Below are 24,587 nucleotides of genomic sequence, written 5' to 3' on the forward strand. Positions count from 1 at the left end.
TCAAGGGATTACGGGGAGTATGACATGCATCATAGCCTCTGAAAAAAAGCACCCGCGTAGACCGCTCGATGACGATGAGCAGTTCCCGCGGGAGCCGTACAACTTCCTTATGACATGATCCGTTTCTGCCCTTCCAGCTCACGAATCGGAGCAATGTTTTGAGTGAATTCGAGGGTGCCCATGTAAGTTCCGTCCTCTGCTCTTACAGCGAAGTAGCGGATATAGACGAACTTGTCTTTGAACGGGATCCAGAAGTCCTCAACATCTTTCTTTCCGGATTTGAAATCAGCCAGCAGTTGCTCAACGATGTGCACGCTTTGTGGAGGATGGCAGTTCTGCACGGTCCGGCCGATCACCGCCTTCGTCCGGGCGAAGATCCGTTCCTTGCCGTGGGAGAAATACCGGACAACATCGTGCTCATCGATAAATGTCAGGTCAACCGGCAGATGATTCATAATGCCCTCCAATTGAGCCACAGACACCGTACCTGTCTCGAAGCGTACGAAGCCTTGCGGTGTAGCTTGCTCTTCCTCTCCTTCAGCTGTCTCTGCTGCTGCCTCGGCAGGAAGCGGAACACGTTCCGGAATCCATTCCTTGTCGGGAGCCGTCAGACAGAAGCCGATTTGCTCACTCTCCTGGGCAATTTTCAACCACTCATCCTCAGTCAGCTTCTCCAGCGCCATCGGCAGCAAAATATTTTCTTCCTTAAATATCATCTCGTTCACTTCTTGAATAACCCGCTCCAGATCCATGCAGAGTGTCTCTTGGTCGCCTTGCCCGGGAACCAGCTTGGCCTTGACCTCTTTGATCATTAGGCGGATACCGTCATCCACTCCCCACATGACCTTGGTCGGACCGAAAATCCCGTACTTCTCCAAATAAGGGAACAGCAGATTTTCCTTCCGGCTGTAGTGCTTATCAAGATCAAGCAGCAGGCTCAGATCCTCCAGCAGCTTGTATCGGATCTCGTCTGTATCCTCTTTGCGGAGCTTATCCAGGTGCAGGCGAATTTTGAAGTTGGTCAGCTTCTCAATTTCTCTGTTCTCCAGCTTGAAGGTATGCACCGGATGTCCGGGCTGCTCCTCCGGCTTCACAGAACGGGTAGCATGAATATCTTCAATGGATCCTTTGAAAATAGCGGTATGCACGGAACAAAGCCGCTGCACCTCACTGACCGGAATTCCCTCTTCTTCCATTAAAGCATGCTCCAGCGCGGAGATCTCCGATACGGTTACATCACCGACAGCTTCCTCAAAGCGTGCCTTTACTTCCTCTACGCTCTTCCCTTGATGCAGCTCCTTGATGATCTCCTTGAGCATTTCTTGTCTGCGCGTCTGCTCCTGAGCCTGATGCTCGCGATTATTGATAAATTCGCTCATGCTTGGTCCTCCTTCAACTATTAATCTATAATGTCGTAGTCGTTATTCCCTTTTCGGATATGTCGTTGAGAATGGTTCTCATGTTTAGAACGTATCATAGGCCGACGGGAGATTTTGTGACTGGAATCACAAAACAAATCCCGATTGTTTGACGGTTTCTCGTCCTGGACTTTGGGCGGTTTTCTTTTTCCCTGAAATTTGCAACAATAGGGTTCGAAAGGAATGGTTGAACGTGAATAAGATGCAAACGCAAGTGCTATATATTGAAGATGATCGCGAGATTGGGGAATGGGTCTGTGCGGACCTCAAGGAGCGCGGGTACCGTGTGACCTGGCTAACCAGCGGCGAACAGGCGGTCGAGGAAGCAAAGGACTGCCGTCTGGCGATCCTTGATGTCATGCTGCCCGGACTGGACGGGTTCACGGTGGGACAGCGGCTGAAGAAGCAATACCCGAGCCTGCCCATCCTGATGCTCTCTGCCCGGACTTCCATCGACGATAAGCTCCAGGGACTGGAATTCGCCGATGATTATCTGACCAAGCCCTTCCACCCGGACGAGCTGGCTGCCAGGCTGGAGGTTCTGCTTCGCCGGGGCGGCACGGTTGCCCTTGAGAATGAGCCGCTGCGTCTGGGTCATCTGCTTGTCTTTGAACGGGAGAACCGGATTGTTGTTGAACCTACTGGAGAGGAAGTCGTGCTGACCGGCAAGCAGTTCTACATTTTTCAGTTCCTGCTTCGCCATCTCGGTCAAATCCTGACCAAGGAGCAGATCTACGAGGCGGTCTGGGGCGAGCCGTATCTGGATGGGGACAAGACGCTGATGGTTCACATCCGTCACCTCCGCGAGAAGCTGGAGATCAATCCGGCGGAGCCTTCTATTATTGAGACGATCCGCGGTATCGGATACCGGGTGAAGTCATGAGGAAGAAACAAATACCAAGCTATAGGCAAGCATCTTCCGGATTCAGAAAAGGCCCTCGCTTTCGAAATTCACTGCTCTCCCGATTTGTGATTATTGTCGTCATTGCCATGGTCCTGCTTCCGATCGTGCTTCCCTTGACCTTTCTAGCCTCCTTGGCCATCAGCAGCCTGCTGTTTCATTCGCCCCAGAAGGAATCAGCCGAAACAGAGCTGCCCAATTACGGCTCCGGGATAGCAATCGAACGGATGTGGCATCAGGAAGCACTGGCACTGCAAGGAAAGTCCTCTGCCGATAAGGACCAGGTACTGCAAAGGGTTCATGAGAAATACCCCGAAGCCACTCTGTTCTGGGTCGACTCCGACGGCCGGACTCAATTGAAGCTGCCTCAAGCCTCTGAGGTGCCTGAATACTGGTCCACGGAAAAAGTGGTTGCTTATATGAAGCAAGCCCTTGATTCCGATCCATTTACGACGGTTGCCATTATTGGGGGCGGCGAGCAGCCGACGGATGAAGGTTTTATGGTGTTGGAATTACCAAGAAAATATATGAACCATACTCCGTCTTCCAACAATAATGACGGCCGGTTCTATGGTATGTATTTCTTCATGGTGATTTTCGGACTCTTCCTGCTTCTCGCCTACTGGTTCTTCCGCGATATTCAGAAGCGGCTGCGCTTGCTCGAGTTCGGGATGACGGTCACCGGGAAGGACGGTCTGCCTGCACGGATTATCGAAGGGCGGCCGGATGAGATCGGCCGGCTGGAGCAGGCGTTCAATCATATGGTAGATGTGCTGCATGACAGCCGCCGGAAGGAGCAAGAAGAAGAAGCACTGCGGAAAAACCTGATCAGCAACCTGTCGCATGATCTGAGAACCCCGCTTACCGTCTTAGGCGGACAGTTATATTCCTTCCGCAAGGAGCCTTTGTCTCCTGCAGGGAAGGAAACGCTTGAGCTGATGGAAGGGAAGATCAATGATCTTGGCGGTCTGATCGACCATCTGCTCTCTTATAACCTGCTTACCAGCGGAAGATACTCCATGAAGCCTGAGGATCTGGATGTGCTGCGCATTGTGCGAATGAGTGCGGCAGCCTGGTATCCGCTATGGGAAAAGGCAGGCATGGAAATCCGCATAGAACTGCCGGAGGAGCCGCTGATCTGGCGTATCGATGAACAAGGCTTCCGAAGAGTGCTCGACAATTTGTTCCAAAACACGATTCGGCATGCCCGATCGGGGGGCTACATCGGTATTTCAGTCCTCCATGGCGAAGCTGGCAAGACTGCACTTGTGATCACCGATCATGGACCCGGTATGAGCGCGGAGTCGCCCGCAAAGGGCGCGGGGCTCGGCCTCCAGGTCGTAGACCTGCTGCTCCGGGAAATGGGACTGGTGCGTCAAGCGGTATACGAGAATGGGACACGGGTGGTTATTTCACATGATATAATTAATATAGGGAGGTAGTGAAAATGACCAGAAAAAGATTATTTATAATCTCCTTTATAGTATTGCTTTTAGCTGTTAGTTCATCTTTATATGCCTCAGCTACCGATAAAGATACAGGCGCACTGAACAAAAAAGGCTGATTACTATGGCGGGAGATATTGAAATAAGTGAATCCGAATTCGAATTCTATAAAGCAAATATCAAGCTCATAAACCAATTAAATGAAGCGGAAGGCAATTTCTCATTTCAAACCGGTATCCCATCTGATCAAGAATTAGTCGATGAAATGTTGAAAAAGCGACTTTCAGTACAGTATGCCAGAAATTCAGGTATTACTGTTGATGAAGATGAAATTATTGAAGTTGTAAATCGGGAGAAAAGCATCCTTAACAGTAGTAATTTAGATATTGAAAATCAAGCCCTTATTCAAGAAATAATGAAGCAAAGAATTAAATTAACGGGGCTTTCTGAGGAGGATTTTTGGAAAAGTGACTTCGTGCATAAAGAATATGAAAGTGTTCTTTATATAGATAAATTATTTAAGGATCTAATGGAAAAAGAGGAGATTTCTAATATCCAAGACTTTGAAAAATTGCAGATTCATCTACTTGAACAATATAAAAATACCTCCGGAGAACATTGAAAAGGTGCTGCTATTTCTCACCTGCTCATTCTCCGGGCATCTACCCACGAAAACCAAAAACACCCTCCTGATATTCAGAAGGGTGTTTTTGATGTTCTTTTCACCTCGCAGCTTTCCAGGAAAAACAGAATTCCCCGGGCCTAGCCTCCCAGCCCATGAATCAACGGTTTAATGATGCCCGAATCAGCCAGCAGTCCAACAGCTACTGCCAAGCTGAACGCGCTCATCAACAAGAAGCTTCGTCTCTTCATCCTTTTTCACCCCGCATATCAAATTTTTGTATTGCTCGCGTCGACTTTCAGATGCCTCTTGCCTATATTGTTCAAATAGTCGAACACACTGGATCAACATGGACTCATGGTTATAACGCATGGCCCATTCCAAGCCCTCAAGCAAATATCGAAACCCCGTTTCATACCGTTGGGCCCTCAAATGATAAAGCGACAGCTCGGAAATATACCGAATATAATGATTCGCAACAATTTGCGCATTGTAGATTCCCAGAAGAGAGCTTCGTTTCTCAAACAACAGATTCATTCTGCGGGGTTCAAGTAAATGATCCACATTTAGGCCAAACCGATTCGCTGCCTGTAAAATGCGATACATGGCCGGGATTCTCTCCTCCGCATGATGCACGACATACTCTGCATAATTCGCTAATACCTCAACCTCACCCGACATTAGGCGGTACAAACAGGCATTGCCTTTCCCCCACTTTTGGAACTGCTGCACTACTTGCTGCTCTGCTTCGCTTAACTCCACGACTCCCAAGCGCTCCATATTGCTATATAAATTCACATACTGTAAAGCCTTATCATACTCCTGGTAAGCATCACATACATTAGCCATTAGTAAATAGGCATAAAGCAGGTAAAACAACAGCTCTCTGGATGGCCCGTCCTCCACTGCCTCCTTACGCTTGCGCTTCAGACGATGACGATACTGTATTAAAGACTTATGCTCTAACTTCTCAGCAAAAAACTGAACCCGATCCCAACGATGCAACGACGCATATACATCAGCCAAATCCTTAAGCGCATCCAGCTGATTTGACTCGTCCAGACGATCAACATATTCCTCGAACCAGGCTGCGGCACGCAAATTACTCTCCTGATCATTGCCAAGCTCAATGGTAAATAGTCGATATCGGCTCAGCGCCAATCGTTCGGAGTGCTGATACTTCTCACATTGTGCAACGCACAAATATAACACAGCGGCAGCATCCATCTTCCCCTCATTCCAGAGCAATTCTGCCATATCAAATAAAAGAGGAATATAGGCCAAATGATCAGCCAAAGCATGAACAAGGCGTTCAAGGCAATCCAGCTTACCCAGCTCGGCGCAACGATGGATAAATGGCCCCATCCGTCTCCAGTCCGGAGGCGAGTTGAGCAGGCAGCCTTTCAGGTAGGCTTCATAAAGAGAGCCCTCTGCTAAGCCCATCCCCCTCGTCAAACGATCTAAATTGTGCATGGAAATCCGGCGTTGTTCATTTAGCATCGCGCTGAGGGTCCCTGCATTAATTCCGCAAATATCAGAGAACTGCTTCAAAGTCATCCCTGTCACGCTCAGGTAATCCTTTAGCTGCTGGCTGACCGAAGTATCAGGTTCCATGGAAGCCCCTCCTTGATATATACAAAACTGCCAAGACTAAATTTCCATATTTCCCTACTTCCTCCTTCATTATACTACATATAAATAGTATTTTGTATATAAAAAACTAAATTCGGTGCCCTGCATAATATTTTCCAAGTCACCTAAGCTTATATTGAGGTGATGAAATGGCCGCATTGCGCAATTTTCTAGGAAATCGAATCCGGGCTATACGAAATGCTAAGGGCCTCACGCAACAAAATTTGGCGGATTTATCCGGCCTGGACTATAGATATATCGGAGCTATTGAACGGGGAGAACGGAACTTTACCATTGATACTTTGGAGAAAGTGCTGGCAGCTCTGCAGGTCTCGCTTCGCGAGGTGGCCTACTTCAATACTGAGCAAATCCGAGAGGATTCGCCCCGTTGGGAAGCTATTGATCACTTTGTTGTGAGCACAGAGGGATTGACCGAGGAACAGATTGAGACCTTGCGGCGGGTGAATCAAGAGGTTTTAAGGGCATTTAAATGAGGACGGAGAAAGGATAGATCTGAGGGAACCTTTACTTGAGAGTTGCTTAGAAGTTGCTTAAGAGTCTTAATAGTTGCCTGAGCCTGCTTCCTTTCCCGTCCCTTCACGATTTAGTGAAGTTTTTTCCATTACATTCTCCATCCAACGCCAAAACTGACTTCTAGTGAAAAAAACAACCTTAAATCTCCAAAAACTAGCCAAATCCATGCTTTAGCCAACTTTAAGCGAAAAAATTTCACTATATCCGCATTTCCACCAATTCCCCTAAATGTAGAGTAATTTTCTTCACTACAGCCTGCGAATAGGAGCTGCACTACCAAACGATCATTCCCTACAACTCCGTATACTTAGTCATTGTCCCGAAGGACTTGTCCACCGGATATTTGGCAGCGTTCTTCTTCATCTTGTTCCGAATGATCTCTTCCATGTTCAGATCCAAGGCTTCAGCCAGAAAAAAGGCATAAATCAGCACATCGGCCAGTTCATCCGCCAACTCTTGTCCTTTCGCAGCCACCGTCTCTTCCGAAGACTTCCATTGAAAATTTTCCAGCAGTTCTGAAGCCTCCAGACTTAGCGAAATCGCCAAGTCCTTTGGATTATGAAACTGCCCCCAATTCCGGTCCTCCCGGAAGGCCAGCAATTGCTTTCGCAGCTCTTCGTTCACAATCGACTTCCTCCTACTTTTATATACCATTTAATATGTGCCGAGATAAAACTTATGAATATCCGCTCTTTTTAGCTCTTCACCAGTCCCTTCGATAATACACTACGGACGAGCCACTTGCGGAAGATGAAAAATAAAATGAGCGGTGGTAGCGCAACAATTCCGCTCAGCAGGTAGATAAAGGGTGAGCCTCCCGTCCAGGCTTGCTGGAACATAAGCATATTTCCCACGGGACTCCAATATATAGGCCTAGATGAATACAGCCACGAGGGGAGAACTGTATTCCATACACTGACAAACTGCAATACACTCAATGCAATGATTGATTTCCAGGTTTTGGGGATAAACAAGGTGAAGAATGTCTCAAGCTCTCCCCTTCCCTCTAGCTCCGCCTGCTTCTTCAAAGGCGCATATCGGCTATTAAAGAGACTTTTCAATACAAAAGCAGCAGCAACTGGATTCAGCCCGGTAATCAGGATCGGAATCATCGTATTAATGAGCCCCAGCTGTTGGAACGCATAATATTGATGAATGCTGATCCCGCCCGATGCACACAAGGCAAAGATGAGCGCCAATCTGTAAAGCATCCCTCCATGTAGGCGCTTGACCGTCAGCGGATAAGCAAGCACAGCTGCAATCATGGCAGTAAGCACGCTAAGCAGCATGGCTCCGAACAGATAAGTGGCAAAGGAAGGTAAGGGTAAAGCATTCCCAACGGTCATCTCTCCCGGAAGCGCGGACAAATGAGGTCGAAGGTACATTAGATAGAGGATTGCCAGTACACTAGCCACACCAGTAGAAGCAACGATTACTCCCGCCAGGCGAGAACCGCCAAAGGTTCTCCCTACACCGTCTTCCGGTTGGGGGAACAGATCCTTCACAAGCAAGCCACGGATTAGAAAATAGACAGCAACCATCAATAGCAGTTGTAAAATGAACCGAATGATCCAAGCGGCTGAAGACAGGCTGAAATCCACTCCAACTACCCCTTCAATAATGATAAAGAAATCAATTCCCCCATGCGCTCGTTCCATTAATGGACTAGCAAGAACGAATATTAGCTCCGGATTACTAGACAAGAGATAGGCAAGCTGCAGCACAGTAGTAGCCGCAACAGCCCTCGCTGCCGGAGCCACCGTGGAGGTCCAATAGCTGACAGAACCATGAGGCATGTCCTGCCGGATGGCTGATTGTCTGGCTGATATGGCGATTAAAGCGACCAGCAGCGGAATTCCTCCATACTGAACAAGCCTCAGCAGCAGAACTGTCAAGGTGAAGGACCCCGGATTAGCTAAGGCATCTAAAACACTTGAATGTGAAGCCGAGTCCCATACATTCAGAGCCAGTATCGCAAGCACCGCAGTCGGAATAAAGAACGGCAGCACCAACAGGGAGACAATCCATTCCTTCACACGAGCCGATGAAATGCCACTGATGGCAAGTGCTGCTCCAAAGACTATTACACTCGAGAGCAGTAAATATTCCACATTCATTCCCAACGTTAATCCCATCGCCTTGAGAAATTCGTGATTGGTAAACAAATCAGCATAATTACGCAGACCGGCCCAGGGGCTGCTCAATAACCCGCGACCGGGATGAAAATCCTTTAATGACATGAGCAGTCCCTGAATGAGCGGCACTCCCTGAATAACCACAATCAGAAGAATAGCTAGTATCATGATTGTATAATGCAGACCATATGAGACTTTTCTTCTCCCCCTATTCTGCTGAACAGCACCCCAGCTATTATCCTGTTCAGTTTCCGGCTGCCTCAAGATTTCATTTTGGTTCATACTGAGCCTCCATAACATTTAATCAGACAAGTAAGCAATCATTATTTTACCATATCGGTTAATATCCTCCTGCAAAAAAATATCTATTTGCGCACAAAAAGCATTCGCTCATCTGCTTTATAGCAGATTGCGACTTGATTGTTGACAAAAATAAATCTCGCATAATATTATAGATACCAACGGTCGGTATTAAAAGAGGGGAGGGCAATATAATGGCCAGAAACAAACATCCCGAGCAGACACTGGAGCAAATTTTGTCTGTGTCAGCGAAATTATTTACAGAGAAGAGCTATGAGAAGACAAGCATACAGGATATTATCGATGCTTTGGGAATGTCCAAGGGGGCAATTTATCATCACTTCAAGTCAAAGGAGGAGATCCTGGAGGCTGTGATGGATCAACAGTTCAGCTATGCAGCCGAAATGCTCAACCACCTGATTGTAAACACAGAAGCACCCAATGCCAGATTAAAGCTCATTCAGATCCTGGAGAATGTATTGGCTGACCCGAAGGCCCATACCCTGGATAAGGTGCTAAGTCATCAGATCAAAAATCCACAGTTTGTCCTGACTGGCATGAAGAACGGGGTGGAGAAGGATGCTCCGATCATTGCCGGAATTATGATTCAAGGCCAAGAGGATGGATCGATTACGACAGAATTCCCCTATGAGTGCGCCGAGGTATTTATGCTGCTCATCAATATCTGGATCAATCCGACACTATTTAGACGGAATCGCGCTGAAACGATATCACGATTAACATTTTTACAGCAAATGATGAGAAGCTTGGGGGCCGATATTATCACTGATCAACTTCTCCAGAAAGTGACCGAGCATCACGCAAGCATAGGGGGCTATCAATAAATGTCACTAATCGTGCGAAAAACGGAACCTATTCCCTGTACAGCCACTAACATCATGCTGGACTGGCTGACAGGCGACATCCATATCGAGCCTGGTGATAGCGATCATATCGTGCTTACACAGTTGGCGGATCGTAAATTCCCGGAGAAAAAGCTCTTTCAATTTCAGCAAGCGGGGAAAGAGATGCTGTCTATTGTGGATGGACGCAAATCATTTGTTAACATTGGCTTCAACCTGCGCAAAACGATTTTAAAAATCCAGCTTCCGGGCAGGCAATTTCATTCGATATCCATCCGTCATGTAGGCGGGCAAGTAACGGCCCAACAACTGCATACGAAGAAGCTCCATTACAGCACTACATCCGGTCAAGCGAGGCTTTCCGGCTATATGGAAGAGCTCATTCTTCATGCTACAGGCAGCCATGTCACGGGGCATGAACTAGAGATCGGCAAGCTGGAGCTGCGAGCCATCTCCTCCAAGATAAAACTTGCCGGGCAGTTTTCATCCTTAAACTTAATAGCTACGGGAAGCAACGTAACGATTCCTTCTTCCACAGCTCCCGCTCAGATCAACTCTATCTCCACAGGTGCAAGCGTGACTGTAGCCCTACCGGAAAATGACGGGTTTACTTTACAATTCCAAAAACGTTCTGGCCGACTTCATAGTGACTTCCCCCTCATTCAGAAAGAAGATACCTGCACCTATATCAATGGTGTACGCACTTACCACGCTGAAGTCAGGGGCGGAAGCTTTACTCTCCGCAAATCATAAAGACCCACCAGCAAGCCCCCCGCTCGAAACGTCCTTGTTGGCAGAACGTCCCGGAAGTCTTCAAGTTCAATCGCGTGCTGCTCTAGCTTTCACTTCGGGATGCTGCTGCAAATGACCATACTTATCTGTGTCCGACTTGTCGGGGAACAAGGGATTTTCAGCAAATTCAACCTCTTGCATCTTCATGGGACGCGACACAGGCCCCTCTTCCGTCACCGTTATCAGCATGGCAATCTCAATCCCTTTAATCAAATGACTGACCGTTTCCGCGGCCTCGCGATGCTCTTGATTGTTCATCATGATGCTCCCTCCCAGGCAAGACGGCAAGGGACAGCGCTACTCGTTCCAGATCAAAACACGAATCGGCGTCGGATTATAGGCGTTGCACGGATTGTTCAATTGAGGACAATTGCTGATCAGTACCATCGACCGGCAGCTGGACTGAACCTCGACATAACGCTCCGGCGCCGACACGCCGTCCTCGAAGGTTAGGCCCCCCTCCGGAGTAACCGGCACGTTCATGAAGAAATTGATATTGGGCGATAAATCCCGTTTGCTATACAAATGTCCTTCAGGATGCTTGGACAATTCCAGCATGAAGGTATCCCGGCAATTGTGCATGTACCCCTTCTCATGGGCATAGCGGACGGTGTTGCTTTGGGATGAACAGGACCCGCCCACCGTATCGTGACGGCCGCAGGTGTCGGCAACGATCTTCACCAGCTCTTTGCCGGATTCCGCCAGCAGTCTGGAGCCCGTGGTCAAATACAGGTTGTTCTGCTCATGAATCGTCCGCACGGCACTATAGTGATCCTCCGGGTTGTCCGCATCGTAAAATAACGTATCGGCCGCCTGATTCCCCTCCATATCGACAATACGAAGCACTTGTCCCTGCTTCAACTCATGCATCCAGCCCTCTCCGGCCGGAACAACCCGGTCATAGACCGCCGTATCGGCAGATCTCGGGCTTTCCACGTGATTAAATGCCTTTACCATCGTCTTCAACCTCCTTCAAGTATGTGTATTTCAGCTTTGCAGCGCGTAATAGTTCCAGGTATTGTTGAACGCCCGCCGATTCTCGGGACGGTAATTCACACAATAATCCTGTGAATCAACAGGCAAGGCCGGCAGCACTTCCAGCTTCACCGGAACCGATGGATACGTCTTGCGTGGATCAAGCAAATGCGGTGTATTAGACAGAACGAGCAAGATATCCATTTCCGTACGTAGTGTAACTACTTGTCCCGCCTTGCAATGACCCTCGGCAAAATGCATATTGCCCTCCGCGTCACAGTAGACCTTGGAGAACCAGTTAATGGCGGGAGACAAATCACGGTTGCCCAGACCACAGCGGGTCAGTTCTACGGCCAAATTCTCCTGCCCGCTGCGCAGCCAATCATTACGCTGCTCCTGATAGCGGCTGACACCGTACTTCTCGTCCGTCGAGCCCCGTGTCGTATAAGCGCCAAGCGGGTCATGCCAGCCCAGATCATCCTGAACAATACTGGCCATTGCCCGGCCATTGTCGCTCATCAGCACATGCCCCTTGGTCAAATGGGCGGTATGCTGCGCCTTCAAGGTATCGGGCATATTGTACCGCTCCGTCAAATCTGCGGCGTGATATAGCAGCATCGTCACGTTAGCCCCTTCTTCCATCGCTGTCAGGCGGATCAGCTTTCCCTTACCAATCACACCGGACCACTTGCCTCCCGGATGCATCGTTTCGCTCCAGAGAATATTCATGGCCGTTCACTCCTGTTCCCTTTGTATTCGCCTGATGTCTGGAAGATATAACAGAAGGAGATATCTCAGGGCGCATCCTAATAGGCGCAACTCTACGACATCTCCCAGGTTTTTATCCTTCCGTGTAGTCCCCGGCGTGCGGGACCGTTTACTCTCGGACCAGACTCTGTTGCCAGACGGAACCCTAGTAAACTCCAAAGTTATTCAGTTGTCGAAGCTTTTATGTTAGATAATATAACGTCAATTTTTCGATCTTGTCAAACAGAAAAATAAAGAAGGAGTTTTTCCTTCTTTCATTTTATCTATTTTCACGACACTATTTCACAATTTGAAAGCGTTTTATATAGAAGATAAACATTTGTTCACAGCCCCTTATTAAAAGAAATTCCTTTGATTTATCAAGCATATCCACAATAAACAGCCCTCCATTTTGTGAAGAGTTCACAAAAATAGAACAGGAATACCCTCTCATTCTAGTGAGCATTCATGAAAATAAATCCAAGCCTCTTCGGCATCTTGACAGCTTTCGACAAACGGAAGGATAATTAGAATCATAAATTTTAATGTTATATTACATGACACGAACGGAATGTAATCTTGGAATAACTAACATATACATTACATTTAAGGTTAGTTCATTCCTTGAAATTATTGAGCTGCTACTACAGTTTGAGAAACCCATGTATAGGTTTTGACAGAGAGGGGTTGCCACTTGGAGAAAATGACTATCGCAACATTAAAGGTCATGTACCAGAACGGAACCATGACGCCGCAAAAGCTGATCCATACCATTATCGAACGAGCAGAGCGTGACCAAGCCATGAACATCTGGATTGTCCCTCCTTCTCTTTCCTTTATTCAGCCTTACCTCGACCGATTGGCAGAGAAGACCCCGGAGCAATATCCGTTATGGGGGATTCCCTTCTCCGTCAAAGACAACATTGACCTGGAGGGCCTGCCTACGACGGCAGCTTGTCCCTCCTATACCTACAAGCCGAAGAAAAGTGCCGAAGCTGTTGCCAGACTGATTGCCGCCGGTGCTATTCCGGTAGGCAAGACGAACCTGGATCAGTTCGCCACCGGACTTGTGGGCACGCGGAGCCCCTACGGCGAAACGCATAACTCACTGAAGCCTGAGCTGATTAGCGGCGGCTCCAGCAGTGGCTCGGCGGTGGCTGTGGCCCGCGGGCAGGCCATCTTCTCCCTCGGAACCGACACCGCTGGTTCGGGCCGTGTGCCCGCCGCGCTTAACAATCTGATTGGCTACAAGGCTTCCATTGGCGATTGGCCGGTAGACGGCGTCATTCCCGCTTGTGCCAGTCTGGACTGTGTTACGGTATTCGCTTCGGCGCTGGACGACGTTTACCTGATCGACTCCGTCATTCGTGGTAAGCAGGGGGATTCCTCTCAAAGCCAGAGCCCGCCTCCTCCGTTGACTATCCCGGCCAATTCCCCGAGAAAGCTGCTGCTGCCGAAGGAGCCGCCAGTCTTCTACGGAGATTACCGGGAGGCCTACCGTAAGGCATGGGAACACGCGGTCCAACGGCTGGAACGATCAGGCATTCCGGTTGAATACGTAGATACCGGCATTTTCGGCCAAGTCTCCAGCATTCTGTACGACGGCCCCTGGATTGCCGAACGCTGGGCTGATCTGGGCAGCTTTGTGGAGACGCACCCGGGACAGGTTTTCCCGGTCACGGAGCAAATTTTGCGTTCCTCCCAAGAGCGAGGATATGATGCGGCTTCCGTCTTCACCGCACTACACCAGTTGCGGGGCTACAAAGCACAGACGGATGCCTTGATGCAGGATGCCATCCTGGTGATGCCAACCTGTGGCGGAACTTACACCCGAGCCCAGGTTGCTGCCTCACCAATATCCACGAACAGCGATATGGGACGCTATACCAATCATTGCAACCTGCTGGACCTTAGTGCCATCGCTTTGCCTTCTGACTTCGCAGACGAGAATTTGCCCTTCGGCATCACCATGTTCTCCCTGCGCGGCCAGGATCACTTCCTGAAAGGAGCCGCTGCCGCCTTCCTTAACACCGAGGCTGTAGAACTGGCCGTCTGCGGACTGCATATGCGCGGATTCCCGTTAGAGAAGCAGTTGCTGGACTGCGGTGCCTCCTTCGTTCGTACCGACCAGACAGCGCCATGCTATCGCTTAATTCGACTGAATACCTTACCTCCCAAGCCGGGCCTGATCCGCTCCGAGCCGGGAAGCTCAATTGACCTGGAAATATGGAGCATTCCGCTGCATCGGCTAGGCGATCTGCTGCGCCAAGTGCCGGCCCCGCTGGGACTGGGTAAGGTGAAGCTTCAGAGCGGCGCGGAAGTGACCGGCTTCATCTGCGAGCCCTATGCCCAGCAAGAGAGCGAGGACATCACCCGTTACGGAGGTTGGGCTCTTGCAGAGCAGCACAAAGAACGAGACAAGAACCCGGTGAAAGGGTAACTACGCTCTTACTCAGTCTATATAGGAAGGAAGCGAACGCGATGGACAAGACCGAACATTCCCTGGAATCAGCCGCACTTTCTTTTCGCTGCAACGATCTGTTCCAAATGACTTCTCTTCCGGGCTTGAGAATGCTGGCTGGAGAAAGAGGACTGAACAACACCATTAGCCGCGTCAATATTATGGAGGTTCCGGATATTGAGAATTGGGCTCAGGAGAGCGAACTGCTCTTAACTACCGGGTACTCGCATCACCACAATATGGATGCGTTCCTGGAGATTATTCCGAAGCTCGTGGACCGGGGCGTAGCTGCGCTGGGCATTAAGCCCAAGCGCTTCATTACCGAGGTCCCCAGGCAGATTATCGAATGCGCCGAGGCCTGCGGACTGCCGCTATTCGAGCTTCCCGAATCGACCATCTTCTCCAACGTCGTTCGCGAGGTCATGGAGAGAGTCATTTCGCTGGAGACAAGAACCGTCATGCTGCTGCAGCATCGGCTTGAGCAAGTCTCCGAGCTGATGCTCCATGGCCACGATATGACGCAGATTATTGAGCGTATTGAGGACATGGTCGGCAACCCGCTCGCCATTCTCGACGCCTTCGGGCAATTGATTGCCTCGCCCAGGCACGAAGCCTACTTCCGGCCGTTTCCGGAGCGTCTGCGCAACTTTGATTTACGCTCCTCTCCGGGCCATAGCGAGCTTCACTTCATAGATGAGGGTGTCCCGGACGGAGGCATCCAGCTACACATCTTCAACCTGTGGGAAACGGAGCGCGACCCCATCCTGGTGCTGTTGGCCGAGGCCTACGCCCCCTGTGACGGACTGGTGCTGTCTACGGTCTCGCGCATCCTGCCGCTACTGAATATCCGGATCAGCGGCGAGAACACCTATAAGCTGGTCAAGGCCAAATACTTCGATGATTTCCTGAAAGACTGGCTGGCCGGAGTCATACCCGGACCCGAAGAATTGGACATCAAAGGCAGACTATACGGCTATGAAGCCCTATCTTCGAGCGATTACCGCATAGCTATCCTTAAATTTCATACTGATACGCCGCCGGCTCCGGATAGCGCCTGGATTGCCGAACTGAACCGTCTGGCCCCGGGCAGCGGGCTGTATACAGGAATTGGCGGCAAGATCGTCGCCTTGCTCCCGCAAGCCAAGGACCGGGATCAGGGCAGGTTATCCCCGGAAAATGCCGAACCGCTCATCAGGCAACTGGCCCAAATTTGCGGCACGGACGCCTTCTCCCTATGCATTGGCGAGATCAGCTCCGCCCTGGATGTGCATCAGGGCTATATTGACACCGAGAACCTGTTCACCGCTTCCTGCGTCAGCAGAACAGACTCCCGGGTGATTACTTGGGAGCAGCTTGGAATCTATGCCATTTTGAGCTTGCTTCCCAAGCATGCTAACGTCGATAAATTCCTGAACCGCTATATGAAACCCATGGTGGAATATGATGAAGCACATCATGCCAGCCTCGTTCAGACCTTGAAGCTCTACTTTCAATACGGCTGCAATATCCGGCTTACAGCCGGGGCCATGTACACCCATTACAACACCGTCGTCTATCGTCTCGATAAAATTAAATCCCTGCTCGGCATTTCCTTCGACGACCCGGAAGCTCGCTTAACGCTCCAGATCGTCATGAAAATTCATGAGATGGGGGAATAACGCAAACCGCAAGACCATTCTAAAGGGGGAATAAAACATGAAGCCACGAACTCGGCGCAGCCTGTTCCGCATCCGGCGGGATATTCATCCGCGGCTGTTCAACACCATTATGATCGTCACCTTTATGCTGCTCATCGCGTTCTGGTACGTGGGCAGCAACTTCTCCGGCATTAACCCCATCTTTCTGCCAACGCCTCAGGCGACCTTCTCCTATTTGGGGCAAGCGCTCAGCAATGGCAGCCTGTGGGAAGACATCGCCATCAGTTGCTACCGCGTGCTCATGGGCTTCCTGATTGCCGTAGTCATCGGCGTTCCCCTAGGGCTGCTCTCGGGAGCTTATAAGATCATAGGGGCCATTATGAAGCCGCTGATCGAGTTCTTCCGTTACCTGCCGGTATCCGCCTTGATTCCACTGATTATGGTATGGACCGGGGTCGGTGAAACCGCCAAAATCACGATCATCGTTGTTGGCGCCGTGTTCTCCATGACCGCCATGATTGCCGATATCGTCAAGGGCATTCAGATTGACCTGATCAACACCGCCTACACACTGGGCGCTTCCCAGGGGCAAGTCATCAAGAATGTCATCATCCCGGCCATGATGCCCAGCGTCATGGATACGATGCGGATGGTCATGGGCTGGGCCTGGACCTACCTGATTATGGCGGAGATGCTTGCTTCCAGTTCGGGGCTGGGCTACAGCATCATGATTGCCGAGCGATTCATGAAGACCTATATCATCTTTGGCGGCATCTTCGTCATCGGCCTGCTCGGGCTGTTGTTCGACCGGATCTTCGCCATCATTAATAAGCGCCTGTTCCACTGGGCCGAGGATATTTAAATAAGGAGGGGTTTAGCCATGCAGCAAGCCACGATGGGTCCGAAAATTTCCTGTAAGCAACTGAACAAAATTTACCGCTCCAAGCGTTCGGAAACGTTCGCGCTCCAAGACATCAACATGGACATTGCCGACAATGAATTCATTTGCGTGGTAGGTCCCTCCGGTTGCGGCAAGTCCACGCTCCTGCGCATCTTTGCCGGACTGGATGAGGCAACCTCCGGAGACATTCTGCTGGATGACCGCATTATGACCGGGCCGGGAGCCGACCGCGGCATGGTCTTTCAGGCATATACCCTGTTCCCCTGGCTTTCAGTGGAGAACAATATCCGTTTCGGGCTCAAGCTCAAGAACCTGCCCAAGACCGAAGCCGATCAGATCGTAGAGAAATACCTGGGCCTTGTGGGTCTGAGCGATTTTCGCGACCGCTTGCCCAAGGAGCTGTCCGGGGGGATGAAGCAGCGTGTAGCCATCGCCCGGGCGCTGGCCAACAACCCGGAGGTTCTGTTAATGGACGAACCCTTCGGCGCTCTGGACCCCGACACCAAGGGCAATATGCAGCTTCAACTCCGGGAGCTGTGGGAGAAGGAGAAGCACACCGTGATCTTCATCACCCACGATATTGAGGAAGCCGTATTCCTGTCCCAGCGGGTGTATGTCATGAGCGCGCGCCCGGGCCGGATCATCGCCGATATTCCCATCGACCTACCCGCCAAGCGCGATTTGGAGCTGAAGGATACCCCGGAATTCATTCAAATTCGAAAAAAGATTCACGGACTGCTGCACTCCGGAGATTTCGGAATGGAACTCCATGCAGCCAACTAGTCTGATCTCCACCTTTCGCCAGGACGCCCCCTTCCTGAAGAGCTTCCTCCTGCTGTCGCTGCCGATCGGCTTGCAGAGCATGATTACCAGCATCACGAACACCTTCAGTTCGCTGATGGTCGGGCAGCTTGGAGATCTTCCGGTATCGGCCACCAGTCTGGCAGGACAAGTCTTCTTCATCCTTAATCTGATGATCGTCGGGATTGTCAGCGGGGCAACTATTTTTGTCTCTCAGTTCTACGGTAAGGGTGACCGCCAGCATCTGAATGTAGCCTCCGCACTGGCCTTCGCGCTGATTCTTGCAGTCAGCTTCCTGTTCACCTTGATTGGACTCCTCTGGCCACAGCAGGTAGTGGGTATTTTCTCACGAGAAAGTGAAGTCATTGCCATGGCTGCCCCCTATTTGCAGATTGTATGCCTGAGTTATCTGCCTACCGGGATATCGCTGGCCTGTACGATGGTGTTCCGCAATATCGGCCGGCCCGGCTTCCCGCTGAGAGTTACGGTACTGACCATTCTGGTAGATGTCATCCTTAGCTACGGATTCATCTTCGGCAAGCTGGGCTTCCCTGAGTTCGGTGTACAAGGGGCCGCCTACGCCATCGTGGTGGCACGCCTGATTGAAATGAGTATCATGGCCTCCATGTTGTATGGCAAGTTCGGAGAGTTCGCTCCCCGATTGCGCCATCTGTTAGCTGCTCGCAAGGAGTTCCTGGCTGTCTTCTTCAGAACCTCCTTCCCGGTGATCATTAATGAAACCGTGTGGAGCATCGGCTATGCCCTGTACAACGTGGTCTTCTACCATATGGGCTACACCGTAGGTGCTGCCGTCGGGATTGCCAAGGTGCTGGAGCAGCTGCTGATCGCCTTCTTTATCGGTACTGGACAAGCCTCCGCCATCATCCTGGGGCAGACCATCGGGGAAGGCAAGCAGGACAAGGCACCCTATCTCGTGAAACGCATGGAAGCTTATACCGCATTATTCGGTATTTTTACCGGAATTCTGCTCATTGCCGGCTCACCGCTGCTGCTAAGCATGTATCAGGGCATCTCCGGAGAGGTGCGAAGCACGGTTACGTTGCTCTTGATTTACCTGGCGATCATTATGCCCATCAAAGGCATGAACTTCGTACACATTATGGGCACGCTTCGGGCCGGGGGCGACACCAGGATGTGCTTCATCATCGATAACGTCACCTTGTGGTGCGTTTCGCTGCCGCTAACCTTCCTCACGGGGTACTTTCTGGACCTGGGGATCGGCATCGTCTTCCTGTTCGTCATCATCGATGACATATGCAAGTACGTGCTCGTCCGGCTTCGCATCCGGAGCAATAAATGGATTCGCAACCTGGTCAGCTAGTCCAAGCCGGGTTTTGATCAAATACAAAAAAATGCATTGGAGGCGGGAAATCATGATGAAACAAAAGAAACGCGGGTTGATGAAGCTAGGGGTCACACTACTGCTATTGACGGCTATGCTATCCGTACTGGCTGCTTGCGGCAATAACGGCGGAGCCAATCAAGCAGGCTCGGCAAATGGAAATAACACGGCAGGAGCCGGGGGAAATGAGACAGCCTCGACCGCTCCAGTTCCAGTCAAAACGGCGTATGCCCCCTTTATCGGAGGCATTGGCGTATACGCGCTTGTCGACAAGGAATTTGATCTTGCCAACGGAGTGGATGTAGAAATCGGAGCCTTCGGCTCCACCTCACCGCTGATGAGCATCATGACAGGGGACGTAGACATTGCGTTCACCACACTGCAATCCTATCTCGTATCTATTAATGCATTAATGGAAGAAGGCTCGGACATCACGACCTTGCCCAAGATCGTGTATTTGCATAATTCCTCCACCGGAGCAGACGGAATCGTCTCGGACTCCAGCATTCAGACGGTGTCTGACCTGAAGGGCAAGACCGTGTCCGCACAATACGGCGAAGTGACTCACTATATGTTGGCAAAGGCGCTGGATACCGTAGGCTTAACTATCGATGATGTCAATCTGGTGGACATGGGTCCAGGTAAAGGCGGAGCCGCCTTCGTTGCCGGTAGTGTCGATGCCGCTACGACGTTTGAGCCTTACTTGTCGCAAGGCGTCACTTCCCGCAAAGGGAACATCATCATCTCTACCGCGGATTTGGAGAACACCATTCTCGACGTCATCGTTGTCTCCGCCAAGACTGCCGAAGAGAAGCCAGCTTGGCTGCAAAACACCCTCAAGGCCGTGGAAGACGCGACCCAATACGTCAACAGCGACCTGTCCGCTGCCGCAGAATTGACAGCAGATGATCTGCAAGTGAGCGCCGCAGAAATCAAGGAAATGTTCCCGACCGTTCACCTCTATACCCTGGCCGATAACCATGAAGGCATGGATGAAGGCGGCTGGTTGTACGGAACAATGGAGGATGTAGTTGAATTCTATCATTCCATCGGAATTATTGAAGAACCCTTTGACGTGAAGCAGCTTGTATTAGCAGATATTCTCTGGTAGTAGCATAGCCACTTCGCTGCATGCCTTAATACAGACTTGAACCGGGCGGGGACTCTCCGTCCGGCACACTCTACTATTTTCTAATACGGAGGCGATGCTTTGATGATTACGATTCCTGAAAACAGCGTGTACATTCTGGTGGATGTGCAGAACTCAGACCCGGCGAAGGAGCCTCGCGGCAATTCGGACAAACGGGAGCGGTACTTGAAGAACGTCGAGCGTGTGACGGAATATTTCCGTGAACGCGGGGACGTGCCCATTGTCCATATCCGGGAAATTCACCGCAAGGACCTGATCGATTACGGCCGCGAATTGGAAGGCGCAGAGAACATTCACTGCCTGGAGGGCACGCCCGAAGCGACCTACTATGAGCCTACAGCTCCCATTGAAGGGGAATATACGGTGGATAAGCGCCGATATAGTGCCTTTTTCGGGACAGATCTGGAGATTCTGCTTCGCGGCCTGAAGGCTGAGCATCTGTTCCTGGTTGGCGGCATGACCGATATTTGCGTGCATTACACCGCTATAGATGCGCACCAATACAACTATCACGTTCATGTGTTCAAGGAAGCCTGCGGCACGCCAAGCAGTGACGAGGTGGCCCAAGCAGCACTGGACAATATCGAGTATCATCAGGCTGGCTCCATCATTTCTGTCGAAGATTTGTTCCAGTAAGAGCTTGTATAAAAAAGGAGGAGATTCCCCATGACCCAAATTCCCGAACACAGTGCGTTGCTAGTTATCGATATTCAGAATGATTTTGTAACGGTAAGCGATGCTATTCCGATCATGGAAGGCGGTACGTGTATGCTCAACTCGCCGAAGGTCATCGGTCATTTTCGCAAGCTGGGACTGCCCGTCATTCAGATTCGCGAGCTGCACCGTGCCGATCATAGCGACTTCGGTCGCGAGCTCGACGGCGTGGAGAAGGTCCACTGTCTGGAAGGAACGCCTGCCGAGGAATTCCATCCGCTGACCGCTCCCATCGAAGGTGAATACATTATCACAAAACGCCGGTATAGCGCGTTCTTCGCCACGGACCTGGATCTGCTCCTGCGCTGCCTGGGCGTCAAGCGTCTGTACCTGATCGGCGGCATGACCGATATCTGCGTACGCTTCACAGCCGTAGACGCTCATCAGCATGATTATCACTTCCATGTCGTATCCGATGCGGTGATCGGCACTAGCCGGCAGGCTCACAATATGGCGCTGCTGAACATGGAGTATCTGCAAACCGGGGCAAATATGACGACCGAAGAAGTGCTGGCGCTAACGCGCTAACGATGATGGCAAGCGCTCATCCCTCCCAGGAGGAGGACTCCCGCGTACAGCGAATAGCTGCCAGCATTGATCGGCTGAGCCCACAGCTAACCGCCCTAAGCGACCGTATCTGGGAGCTGGCAGAGACCAAATTCGAGGAATTTGGCTCCGCCCGGCTCCTGGCCGGTATGCTGGAGGAAGCGGGCTTTGATGTCAGCCACGGGATCGGCGGGCTGCCGACCGCTTTTATGGCTTCATTTGGGCAGGGTAATGGTCCGGTCATCGCCCTGCTAGGGGAATATGATGCCTTGCCTGGGCTGAGCCAGAGAGATGGAGTGGTTCGGCGGGAGCCGCTGCAAGACGACAGCGGCAATGATCATGGGAATGGCCACGGCTGCGGCCACCATCTGCTGGGGACAGGCTCGCTTGCCGCCGCCATCGCCTTGAAGGAGTACCTGGCCGAGACCGGGCTTCCCGGTACCGTCAGGTACTATGGTTGTCCCGCCGAGGAAGGCGGCTCCGGCAAAACCTTCCTCGTGCGGGAAGGGGCCTTCGACGGGGTGGATGCCGCCTTGACCTGGCACCCGGGCTACGGCAATGCCGTCGTGTCCATGACGTCGGCGGCGAACTACCAGGTGCGCTACCGCTTTGAGGGGCGCAGCTCCCACGCGGCAGCCAGTCCGCACACGGGGCGCAGCGCGCTGGACGCGGTGGAGCTTATGAATGTGGGCGCCAACTACCTGCGAGAGCACGTCCCGCCCAGCGTCCGCTTCCATTACGCCGTGACCAACACCGGCGGCTTCTCCCCCAATGTCGTCCAAGCCGCGGCGGAGGTCGTGTACCTCATTCGCGCTCCCGAAGTTCGCGATGTCAAGGCCGTCTATGCCCGAATGAACGACATCGCTCAAGGGGCAGCCTTAATGACCGGAACACAGGTACAGATTCAGTTCGAGAAAGCCTGCTCCAATCTCATGCCGAACATCACGCTGGAACAGATCATGCAGCACTGCTTCGAGCAGCTTGGCGTACCCACATTTACAGAGAGAGAACAACGTTACGCCGCGGCTATCTCCGCTACGCTGACGGAACAGCCCGAAGGGGGGAATATCAACACCCCTGTTGCAGATACGAATAAAGACGAGATCTCCCCTGCTCAAGACGTGGCCGCTCCTGATCTGAAGCCTGATGAAGGCAGCGGTACGACTGGCTCCTCCCCTCTGCCCTTGCCGGAGACGCTGGATGCCTACGAGCCGGAGGCAGGCAGCATGCTAGGCTCTACCGATGTGGCCGACGTGAGCTGGATCATTCCCACAGCCCAGCTCGAGACCGTGTGCTTCGCTCGTGACACGCCGTTCCACTCGTGGCAGATGGTGGCCCAGGGGCGGTCAAGCGCCGCCCACAAGGGCATGCTGCACGCCGCCAAGGTTATGGCGGCCACCGCAGCAGCCCTGATGGCAGAGCCCTCGGCCGTGCTGGAGGCGACGCAGGAGCTGCGCCGCCGGGGCGGCATCGAAGGCTATGCCTGCCCGATCCCGGGGGATGTGCTTCCCCCGGTACATCCCTCATTGCGCGCATGACCCATGACCGCAGCGAATGCGATATCGTTGTCTGGCTGGCCTCCGGGTCCAGCACAGACACCACCAACAACAAAAACAGCAAGTGCCGGGGCGTTACTCGTGGCACTTGCTGTTTTTGCTACTTCTCACGGGCATTCATATTTACAAGCCTGCCCGTAAGAGAAAGCTCAGATGAAGGGCCTACCTTGAAGAATCCCTTCCATCTGAGCCAGAGCCCGTCCGCCACCGCATCAGGGCTCCCTGCAACACCACAGCATGGTTATGCTGCTCATCCTTCGCTGCATACAGCAGCGTGACAGGGCGGCCAGATTCCGCCCACTGCCAGATCCGGGCCATTTCGCCCGCGGCTGGCTCCCTGGTCAGCTCCGCTTCATAGCGTTCGGCAAATACCGCAAATTTGTCCGGCTCATGGTTAAACCATTTGCGCAATTCTGGAGATGGGGCCACCTCGCGCAGCCAGGCATTCAGCCGGGCTGCTTCCTTGCTTAAGCCCCGCGGCCAGAGACGGTCGACCAGAACCCTGATCCCATCAGTATCCTCAGGCGGAGTATAGACACGCTTCACTCGTAGCATATTCACTGCCCACGCCCCCTTGCTCACGGAGTCCCGTTCTGTATTTCGCATCGTGCCGCTCCTTGGGGCGCCGTCTCACCGCCGCCTCATCCTGGACGCGCACATTCGAGCTAAACAGCCCGCTATCTCCGGTGACTTTGAAGGAAGGGTATGCGGAATCAGCTTCAATCTTCATCGCCTCGGCCTCCCTGTTGTATAGATGTTGATGGCAATTTCAATGTCTTAATCTATAGCTTATAATCTATCCTACTACAGAAACCCCATCCTGCCGTGTGATCGAGAATCTTGACTGTCACCTCTTTTTGTTCCTTTTCTCGCTGAATGGATCTTCATACTCTTTTACACTCCGTTTATCCACCGCTTGGTCAGGGACTCTTGTCCACAAATGGACTTTGCTACGGGGGGGCTTCATTCAACCCCACTGTGCTCACATAATAGCCTTCTGCCTAAAATCTCTGGTTTCCGTATTTATACTTTAATTGGGCGTGCTTCTCAAAGATCATGAGCGAACTTTTGCTCCTAGCAATAATTTAACCAAA

General features: G+C 51.5%; 24 protein-coding genes, 1 pseudogene and 1 riboswitch. Of the genes and pseudogenes, 15 read left to right on the plus strand and 10 right to left on the minus strand.

From position 1 onward, the window contains the following. Positions 1-107 precede the first annotated feature (107 nt). A complete protein-coding gene (locus tag KI362_RS06195; protein WP_301625679.1) occupies positions 108-1,379 on the minus strand; it encodes a DUF438 domain-containing protein in 1,272 nt (423 codons plus the stop codon). 241 nt (positions 1,380-1,620) lie between these two features. Here KI362_RS06195 and KI362_RS06200 point away from each other — a divergent pair, with 241 nt between their 5' ends. From KI362_RS06200 to KI362_RS06210, 3 genes are all read left to right on the plus strand, one after another. Then, a complete protein-coding gene (locus tag KI362_RS06200; protein ID WP_301625802.1) occupies positions 1,621-2,301 on the plus strand; it encodes a response regulator transcription factor in 681 nt (226 codons plus the stop codon). Continuing rightward, complete coding sequence (locus KI362_RS06205) at positions 2,298-3,761, plus strand: sensor histidine kinase (protein WP_301625680.1); 1,464 nt, start codon at positions 2,298-2,300, stop codon at positions 3,759-3,761. Before KI362_RS06200 ends, KI362_RS06205 begins: the two co-directional genes overlap by 4 nt. A gap of 127 nt (positions 3,762-3,888) precedes the next feature. After that, complete coding sequence (locus KI362_RS06210; protein WP_301625682.1) at positions 3,889-4,386, plus strand: hypothetical protein; 498 nt, start codon at positions 3,889-3,891, stop codon at positions 4,384-4,386. Between the two features lie 183 nt (positions 4,387-4,569). Here KI362_RS06210 and KI362_RS06215 read toward each other — a convergent pair whose 3' ends face one another. Next, complete coding sequence (locus tag KI362_RS06215; RefSeq protein ID WP_301625684.1) at positions 4,570-6,000, minus strand: helix-turn-helix domain-containing protein; 1,431 nt, start codon at positions 5,998-6,000, stop codon at positions 4,570-4,572. Positions 6,001-6,167: 167 nt separating this feature from the next. Between KI362_RS06215 and KI362_RS06220 the strand changes: the two genes are divergently transcribed. After that, on the plus strand, positions 6,168-6,512 hold the full coding sequence (locus KI362_RS06220) for a helix-turn-helix domain-containing protein (RefSeq protein WP_044480687.1): 345 nt from the start codon (positions 6,168-6,170) through the stop codon (positions 6,510-6,512). Between the two features lie 331 nt (positions 6,513-6,843). On the opposite strand, the gene KI362_RS06225 is transcribed toward KI362_RS06220, so the two are convergent. Further along, positions 6,844-7,176, minus strand: coding sequence for a nucleotide pyrophosphohydrolase (locus KI362_RS06225; protein ID WP_301625687.1), 333 nt, complete (start codon positions 7,174-7,176; stop codon positions 6,844-6,846). 71 nt (positions 7,177-7,247) lie between these two features. Beyond that, positions 7,248-8,855 (minus strand): hypothetical protein, encoded by a 1,608-nt coding sequence (locus KI362_RS06230; RefSeq protein WP_301625689.1) that lies wholly within the window; start codon positions 8,853-8,855, stop codon positions 7,248-7,250. 326 nt (positions 8,856-9,181) lie between these two features. On the opposite strand from KI362_RS06230, the gene KI362_RS06235 reads away from it, so the two are divergent. Continuing rightward, the gene (locus KI362_RS06235) at positions 9,182-9,832 is read left to right on the plus strand and encodes a TetR/AcrR family transcriptional regulator (protein WP_301625690.1); all 651 of its coding nucleotides are present in this window, start codon (positions 9,182-9,184) and stop codon (positions 9,830-9,832) included. Continuing rightward, complete coding sequence (locus KI362_RS06240; RefSeq protein ID WP_301625691.1) at positions 9,833-10,603, plus strand: DUF4097 family beta strand repeat-containing protein; 771 nt, start codon at positions 9,833-9,835, stop codon at positions 10,601-10,603. Positions 10,604-10,669: 66 nt separating this feature from the next. Here the strand turns inward: KI362_RS06240 and KI362_RS06245 are convergent, their stop codons facing one another. From KI362_RS06245 to KI362_RS06255, 3 genes are read right to left on the minus strand one after another with little or no spacing between them, the layout of a single operon-like run. Further along, on the minus strand, positions 10,670-10,903 hold the full coding sequence (locus KI362_RS06245; protein WP_301625693.1) for a pyridoxamine 5'-phosphate oxidase family protein: 234 nt from the start codon (positions 10,901-10,903) through the stop codon (positions 10,670-10,672). A 36-nt stretch (positions 10,904-10,939) separates the two neighbouring features. Continuing rightward, entirely contained in the window at positions 10,940-11,599 is a 660-nt protein-coding gene (locus tag KI362_RS06250) for an urea amidolyase associated protein UAAP2 (RefSeq protein ID WP_301625695.1), read from the minus strand. A 30-nt stretch (positions 11,600-11,629) separates the two neighbouring features. Then, positions 11,630-12,346: an urea amidolyase associated protein UAAP1 gene (locus tag KI362_RS06255; RefSeq protein ID WP_301625697.1), complete on the minus strand. Its 717-nt coding sequence runs from the start codon at positions 12,344-12,346 to the stop codon at positions 11,630-11,632. Between the two features lie 99 nt (positions 12,347-12,445). Beyond that, positions 12,446-12,545: riboswitch (guanidine-I (ykkC/yxkD leader) on the minus strand. A 522-nt stretch (positions 12,546-13,067) separates the two neighbouring features. Between KI362_RS06255 and KI362_RS06260 the strand changes: the two genes are divergently transcribed. The 9 genes from KI362_RS06260 (at position 13,068) to KI362_RS06300 (ending at position 23,475) form a co-directional block, all read left to right on the plus strand. Next, positions 13,068-14,804 (plus strand): allophanate hydrolase, encoded by a 1,737-nt coding sequence (locus KI362_RS06260; RefSeq protein WP_301625699.1) that lies wholly within the window; start codon positions 13,068-13,070, stop codon positions 14,802-14,804. 41 nt (positions 14,805-14,845) lie between these two features. Continuing rightward, on the plus strand, positions 14,846-16,483 hold the full coding sequence (locus KI362_RS06265; protein ID WP_301625700.1) for a PucR family transcriptional regulator: 1,638 nt from the start codon (positions 14,846-14,848) through the stop codon (positions 16,481-16,483). Positions 16,484-16,520: 37 nt separating this feature from the next. Then, positions 16,521-17,324, plus strand: coding sequence for an ABC transporter permease (locus tag KI362_RS06270; protein WP_044480698.1), 804 nt, complete (start codon positions 16,521-16,523; stop codon positions 17,322-17,324). An 18-nt stretch (positions 17,325-17,342) separates the two neighbouring features. Further along, a complete protein-coding gene (locus KI362_RS06275; RefSeq protein WP_044480699.1) occupies positions 17,343-18,146 on the plus strand; it encodes an ABC transporter ATP-binding protein in 804 nt (267 codons plus the stop codon). Then, positions 18,133-19,506, plus strand: a complete 1,374-nt coding sequence (locus KI362_RS06280) for an MATE family efflux transporter (protein ID WP_301625702.1) — start codon at positions 18,133-18,135, stop codon at positions 19,504-19,506. Before KI362_RS06275 ends, KI362_RS06280 begins: the two co-directional genes overlap by 14 nt. A 52-nt stretch (positions 19,507-19,558) precedes the next feature. Continuing rightward, positions 19,559-20,638 (plus strand): ABC transporter substrate-binding protein, encoded by a 1,080-nt coding sequence (locus KI362_RS06285; RefSeq protein ID WP_301625704.1) that lies wholly within the window; start codon positions 19,559-19,561, stop codon positions 20,636-20,638. 102 nt (positions 20,639-20,740) lie between these two features. Beyond that, on the plus strand, positions 20,741-21,313 hold the full coding sequence (locus tag KI362_RS06290) for a cysteine hydrolase family protein (RefSeq protein ID WP_044480703.1): 573 nt from the start codon (positions 20,741-20,743) through the stop codon (positions 21,311-21,313). A gap of 30 nt (positions 21,314-21,343) precedes the next feature. Next, positions 21,344-21,919 carry a cysteine hydrolase family protein gene (locus KI362_RS06295; protein ID WP_044480704.1) on the plus strand — a complete coding sequence of 192 codons (576 nt, stop codon included), beginning with the start codon at positions 21,344-21,346 and terminating at the stop codon, positions 21,917-21,919. A 2-nt stretch (positions 21,920-21,921) separates the two neighbouring features. After that, positions 21,922-23,475, plus strand: a complete 1,554-nt coding sequence (locus KI362_RS06300; protein WP_301625708.1) for an amidohydrolase — start codon at positions 21,922-21,924, stop codon at positions 23,473-23,475. 180 nt (positions 23,476-23,655) lie between these two features. On the opposite strand, the gene KI362_RS06305 is transcribed toward KI362_RS06300, so the two are convergent. From KI362_RS06305 to KI362_RS25505, 3 genes and pseudogenes are all read right to left on the minus strand, one after another. Continuing rightward, complete coding sequence (locus tag KI362_RS06305) at positions 23,656-24,048, minus strand: DUF488 domain-containing protein (RefSeq protein ID WP_301625805.1); 393 nt, start codon at positions 24,046-24,048, stop codon at positions 23,656-23,658. After that, positions 24,014-24,223, minus strand: coding sequence for a hypothetical protein (locus KI362_RS06310; RefSeq protein ID WP_044480706.1), 210 nt, complete (start codon positions 24,221-24,223; stop codon positions 24,014-24,016). Before KI362_RS06310 ends, KI362_RS06305 begins: the two co-directional genes overlap by 35 nt. A gap of 117 nt (positions 24,224-24,340) precedes the next feature. After that, positions 24,341-24,569 (minus strand): annotated as a pseudogene (locus KI362_RS25505) (IS200/IS605 family transposase); the annotation flags it as partial. Positions 24,570-24,587: the final 18 nt, after the last annotated feature.

Origin of the sequence: Paenibacillus apis (assembly GCF_018333295.1) — a bacterium.
GTDB lineage: Bacteria > Bacillota > Bacilli > Paenibacillales > Paenibacillaceae > Fontibacillus > Fontibacillus antibioticophila.

Coding starts and splice junctions, on each gene's coding strand:
- KI362_RS06195 (WP_301625679.1), bottom strand. CDS start 1,379: ATGAGCGAATTTATCAATAATCGCGAGCATCAGGCTCAGGAGCAGACG.
- KI362_RS06200 (WP_301625802.1), top strand. CDS start 1,621: ATGCAAACGCAAGTGCTATATATTGAAGATGATCGCGAGATTGGGGAA.
- KI362_RS06205 (WP_301625680.1), top strand. CDS start 2,298: ATGAGGAAGAAACAAATACCAAGCTATAGGCAAGCATCTTCCGGATTC.
- KI362_RS06210 (WP_301625682.1), top strand. CDS start 3,889: ATGGCGGGAGATATTGAAATAAGTGAATCCGAATTCGAATTCTATAAA.
- KI362_RS06215 (WP_301625684.1), bottom strand. CDS start 6,000: ATGGAACCTGATACTTCGGTCAGCCAGCAGCTAAAGGATTACCTGAGC.
- KI362_RS06220 (WP_044480687.1), top strand. CDS start 6,168: ATGGCCGCATTGCGCAATTTTCTAGGAAATCGAATCCGGGCTATACGA.
- KI362_RS06230 (WP_301625689.1), bottom strand. CDS start 8,855: ATGATACTAGCTATTCTTCTGATTGTGGTTATTCAGGGAGTGCCGCTC.
- KI362_RS06235 (WP_301625690.1), top strand. CDS start 9,182: ATGGCCAGAAACAAACATCCCGAGCAGACACTGGAGCAAATTTTGTCT.
- KI362_RS06240 (WP_301625691.1), top strand. CDS start 9,833: ATGTCACTAATCGTGCGAAAAACGGAACCTATTCCCTGTACAGCCACT.
- KI362_RS06245 (WP_301625693.1), bottom strand. CDS start 10,903: ATGATGAACAATCAAGAGCATCGCGAGGCCGCGGAAACGGTCAGTCAT.
- KI362_RS06250 (WP_301625695.1), bottom strand. CDS start 11,599: ATGGTAAAGGCATTTAATCACGTGGAAAGCCCGAGATCTGCCGATACG.
- KI362_RS06255 (WP_301625697.1), bottom strand. CDS start 12,346: ATGAATATTCTCTGGAGCGAAACGATGCATCCGGGAGGCAAGTGGTCC.
- KI362_RS06260 (WP_301625699.1), top strand. CDS start 13,068: ATGACTATCGCAACATTAAAGGTCATGTACCAGAACGGAACCATGACG.
- KI362_RS06265 (WP_301625700.1), top strand. CDS start 14,846: ATGGACAAGACCGAACATTCCCTGGAATCAGCCGCACTTTCTTTTCGC.
- KI362_RS06270 (WP_044480698.1), top strand. CDS start 16,521: ATGAAGCCACGAACTCGGCGCAGCCTGTTCCGCATCCGGCGGGATATT.
- KI362_RS06275 (WP_044480699.1), top strand. CDS start 17,343: ATGCAGCAAGCCACGATGGGTCCGAAAATTTCCTGTAAGCAACTGAAC.
- KI362_RS06280 (WP_301625702.1), top strand. CDS start 18,133: ATGCAGCCAACTAGTCTGATCTCCACCTTTCGCCAGGACGCCCCCTTC.
- KI362_RS06285 (WP_301625704.1), top strand. CDS start 19,559: ATGATGAAACAAAAGAAACGCGGGTTGATGAAGCTAGGGGTCACACTA.
- KI362_RS06290 (WP_044480703.1), top strand. CDS start 20,741: ATGATTACGATTCCTGAAAACAGCGTGTACATTCTGGTGGATGTGCAG.
- KI362_RS06295 (WP_044480704.1), top strand. CDS start 21,344: ATGACCCAAATTCCCGAACACAGTGCGTTGCTAGTTATCGATATTCAG.
- KI362_RS06300 (WP_301625708.1), top strand. CDS start 21,922: ATGATGGCAAGCGCTCATCCCTCCCAGGAGGAGGACTCCCGCGTACAG.
- KI362_RS06305 (WP_301625805.1), bottom strand. CDS start 24,048: ATGCTACGAGTGAAGCGTGTCTATACTCCGCCTGAGGATACTGATGGG.
- KI362_RS06310 (WP_044480706.1), bottom strand. CDS start 24,223: ATGAAGATTGAAGCTGATTCCGCATACCCTTCCTTCAAAGTCACCGGA.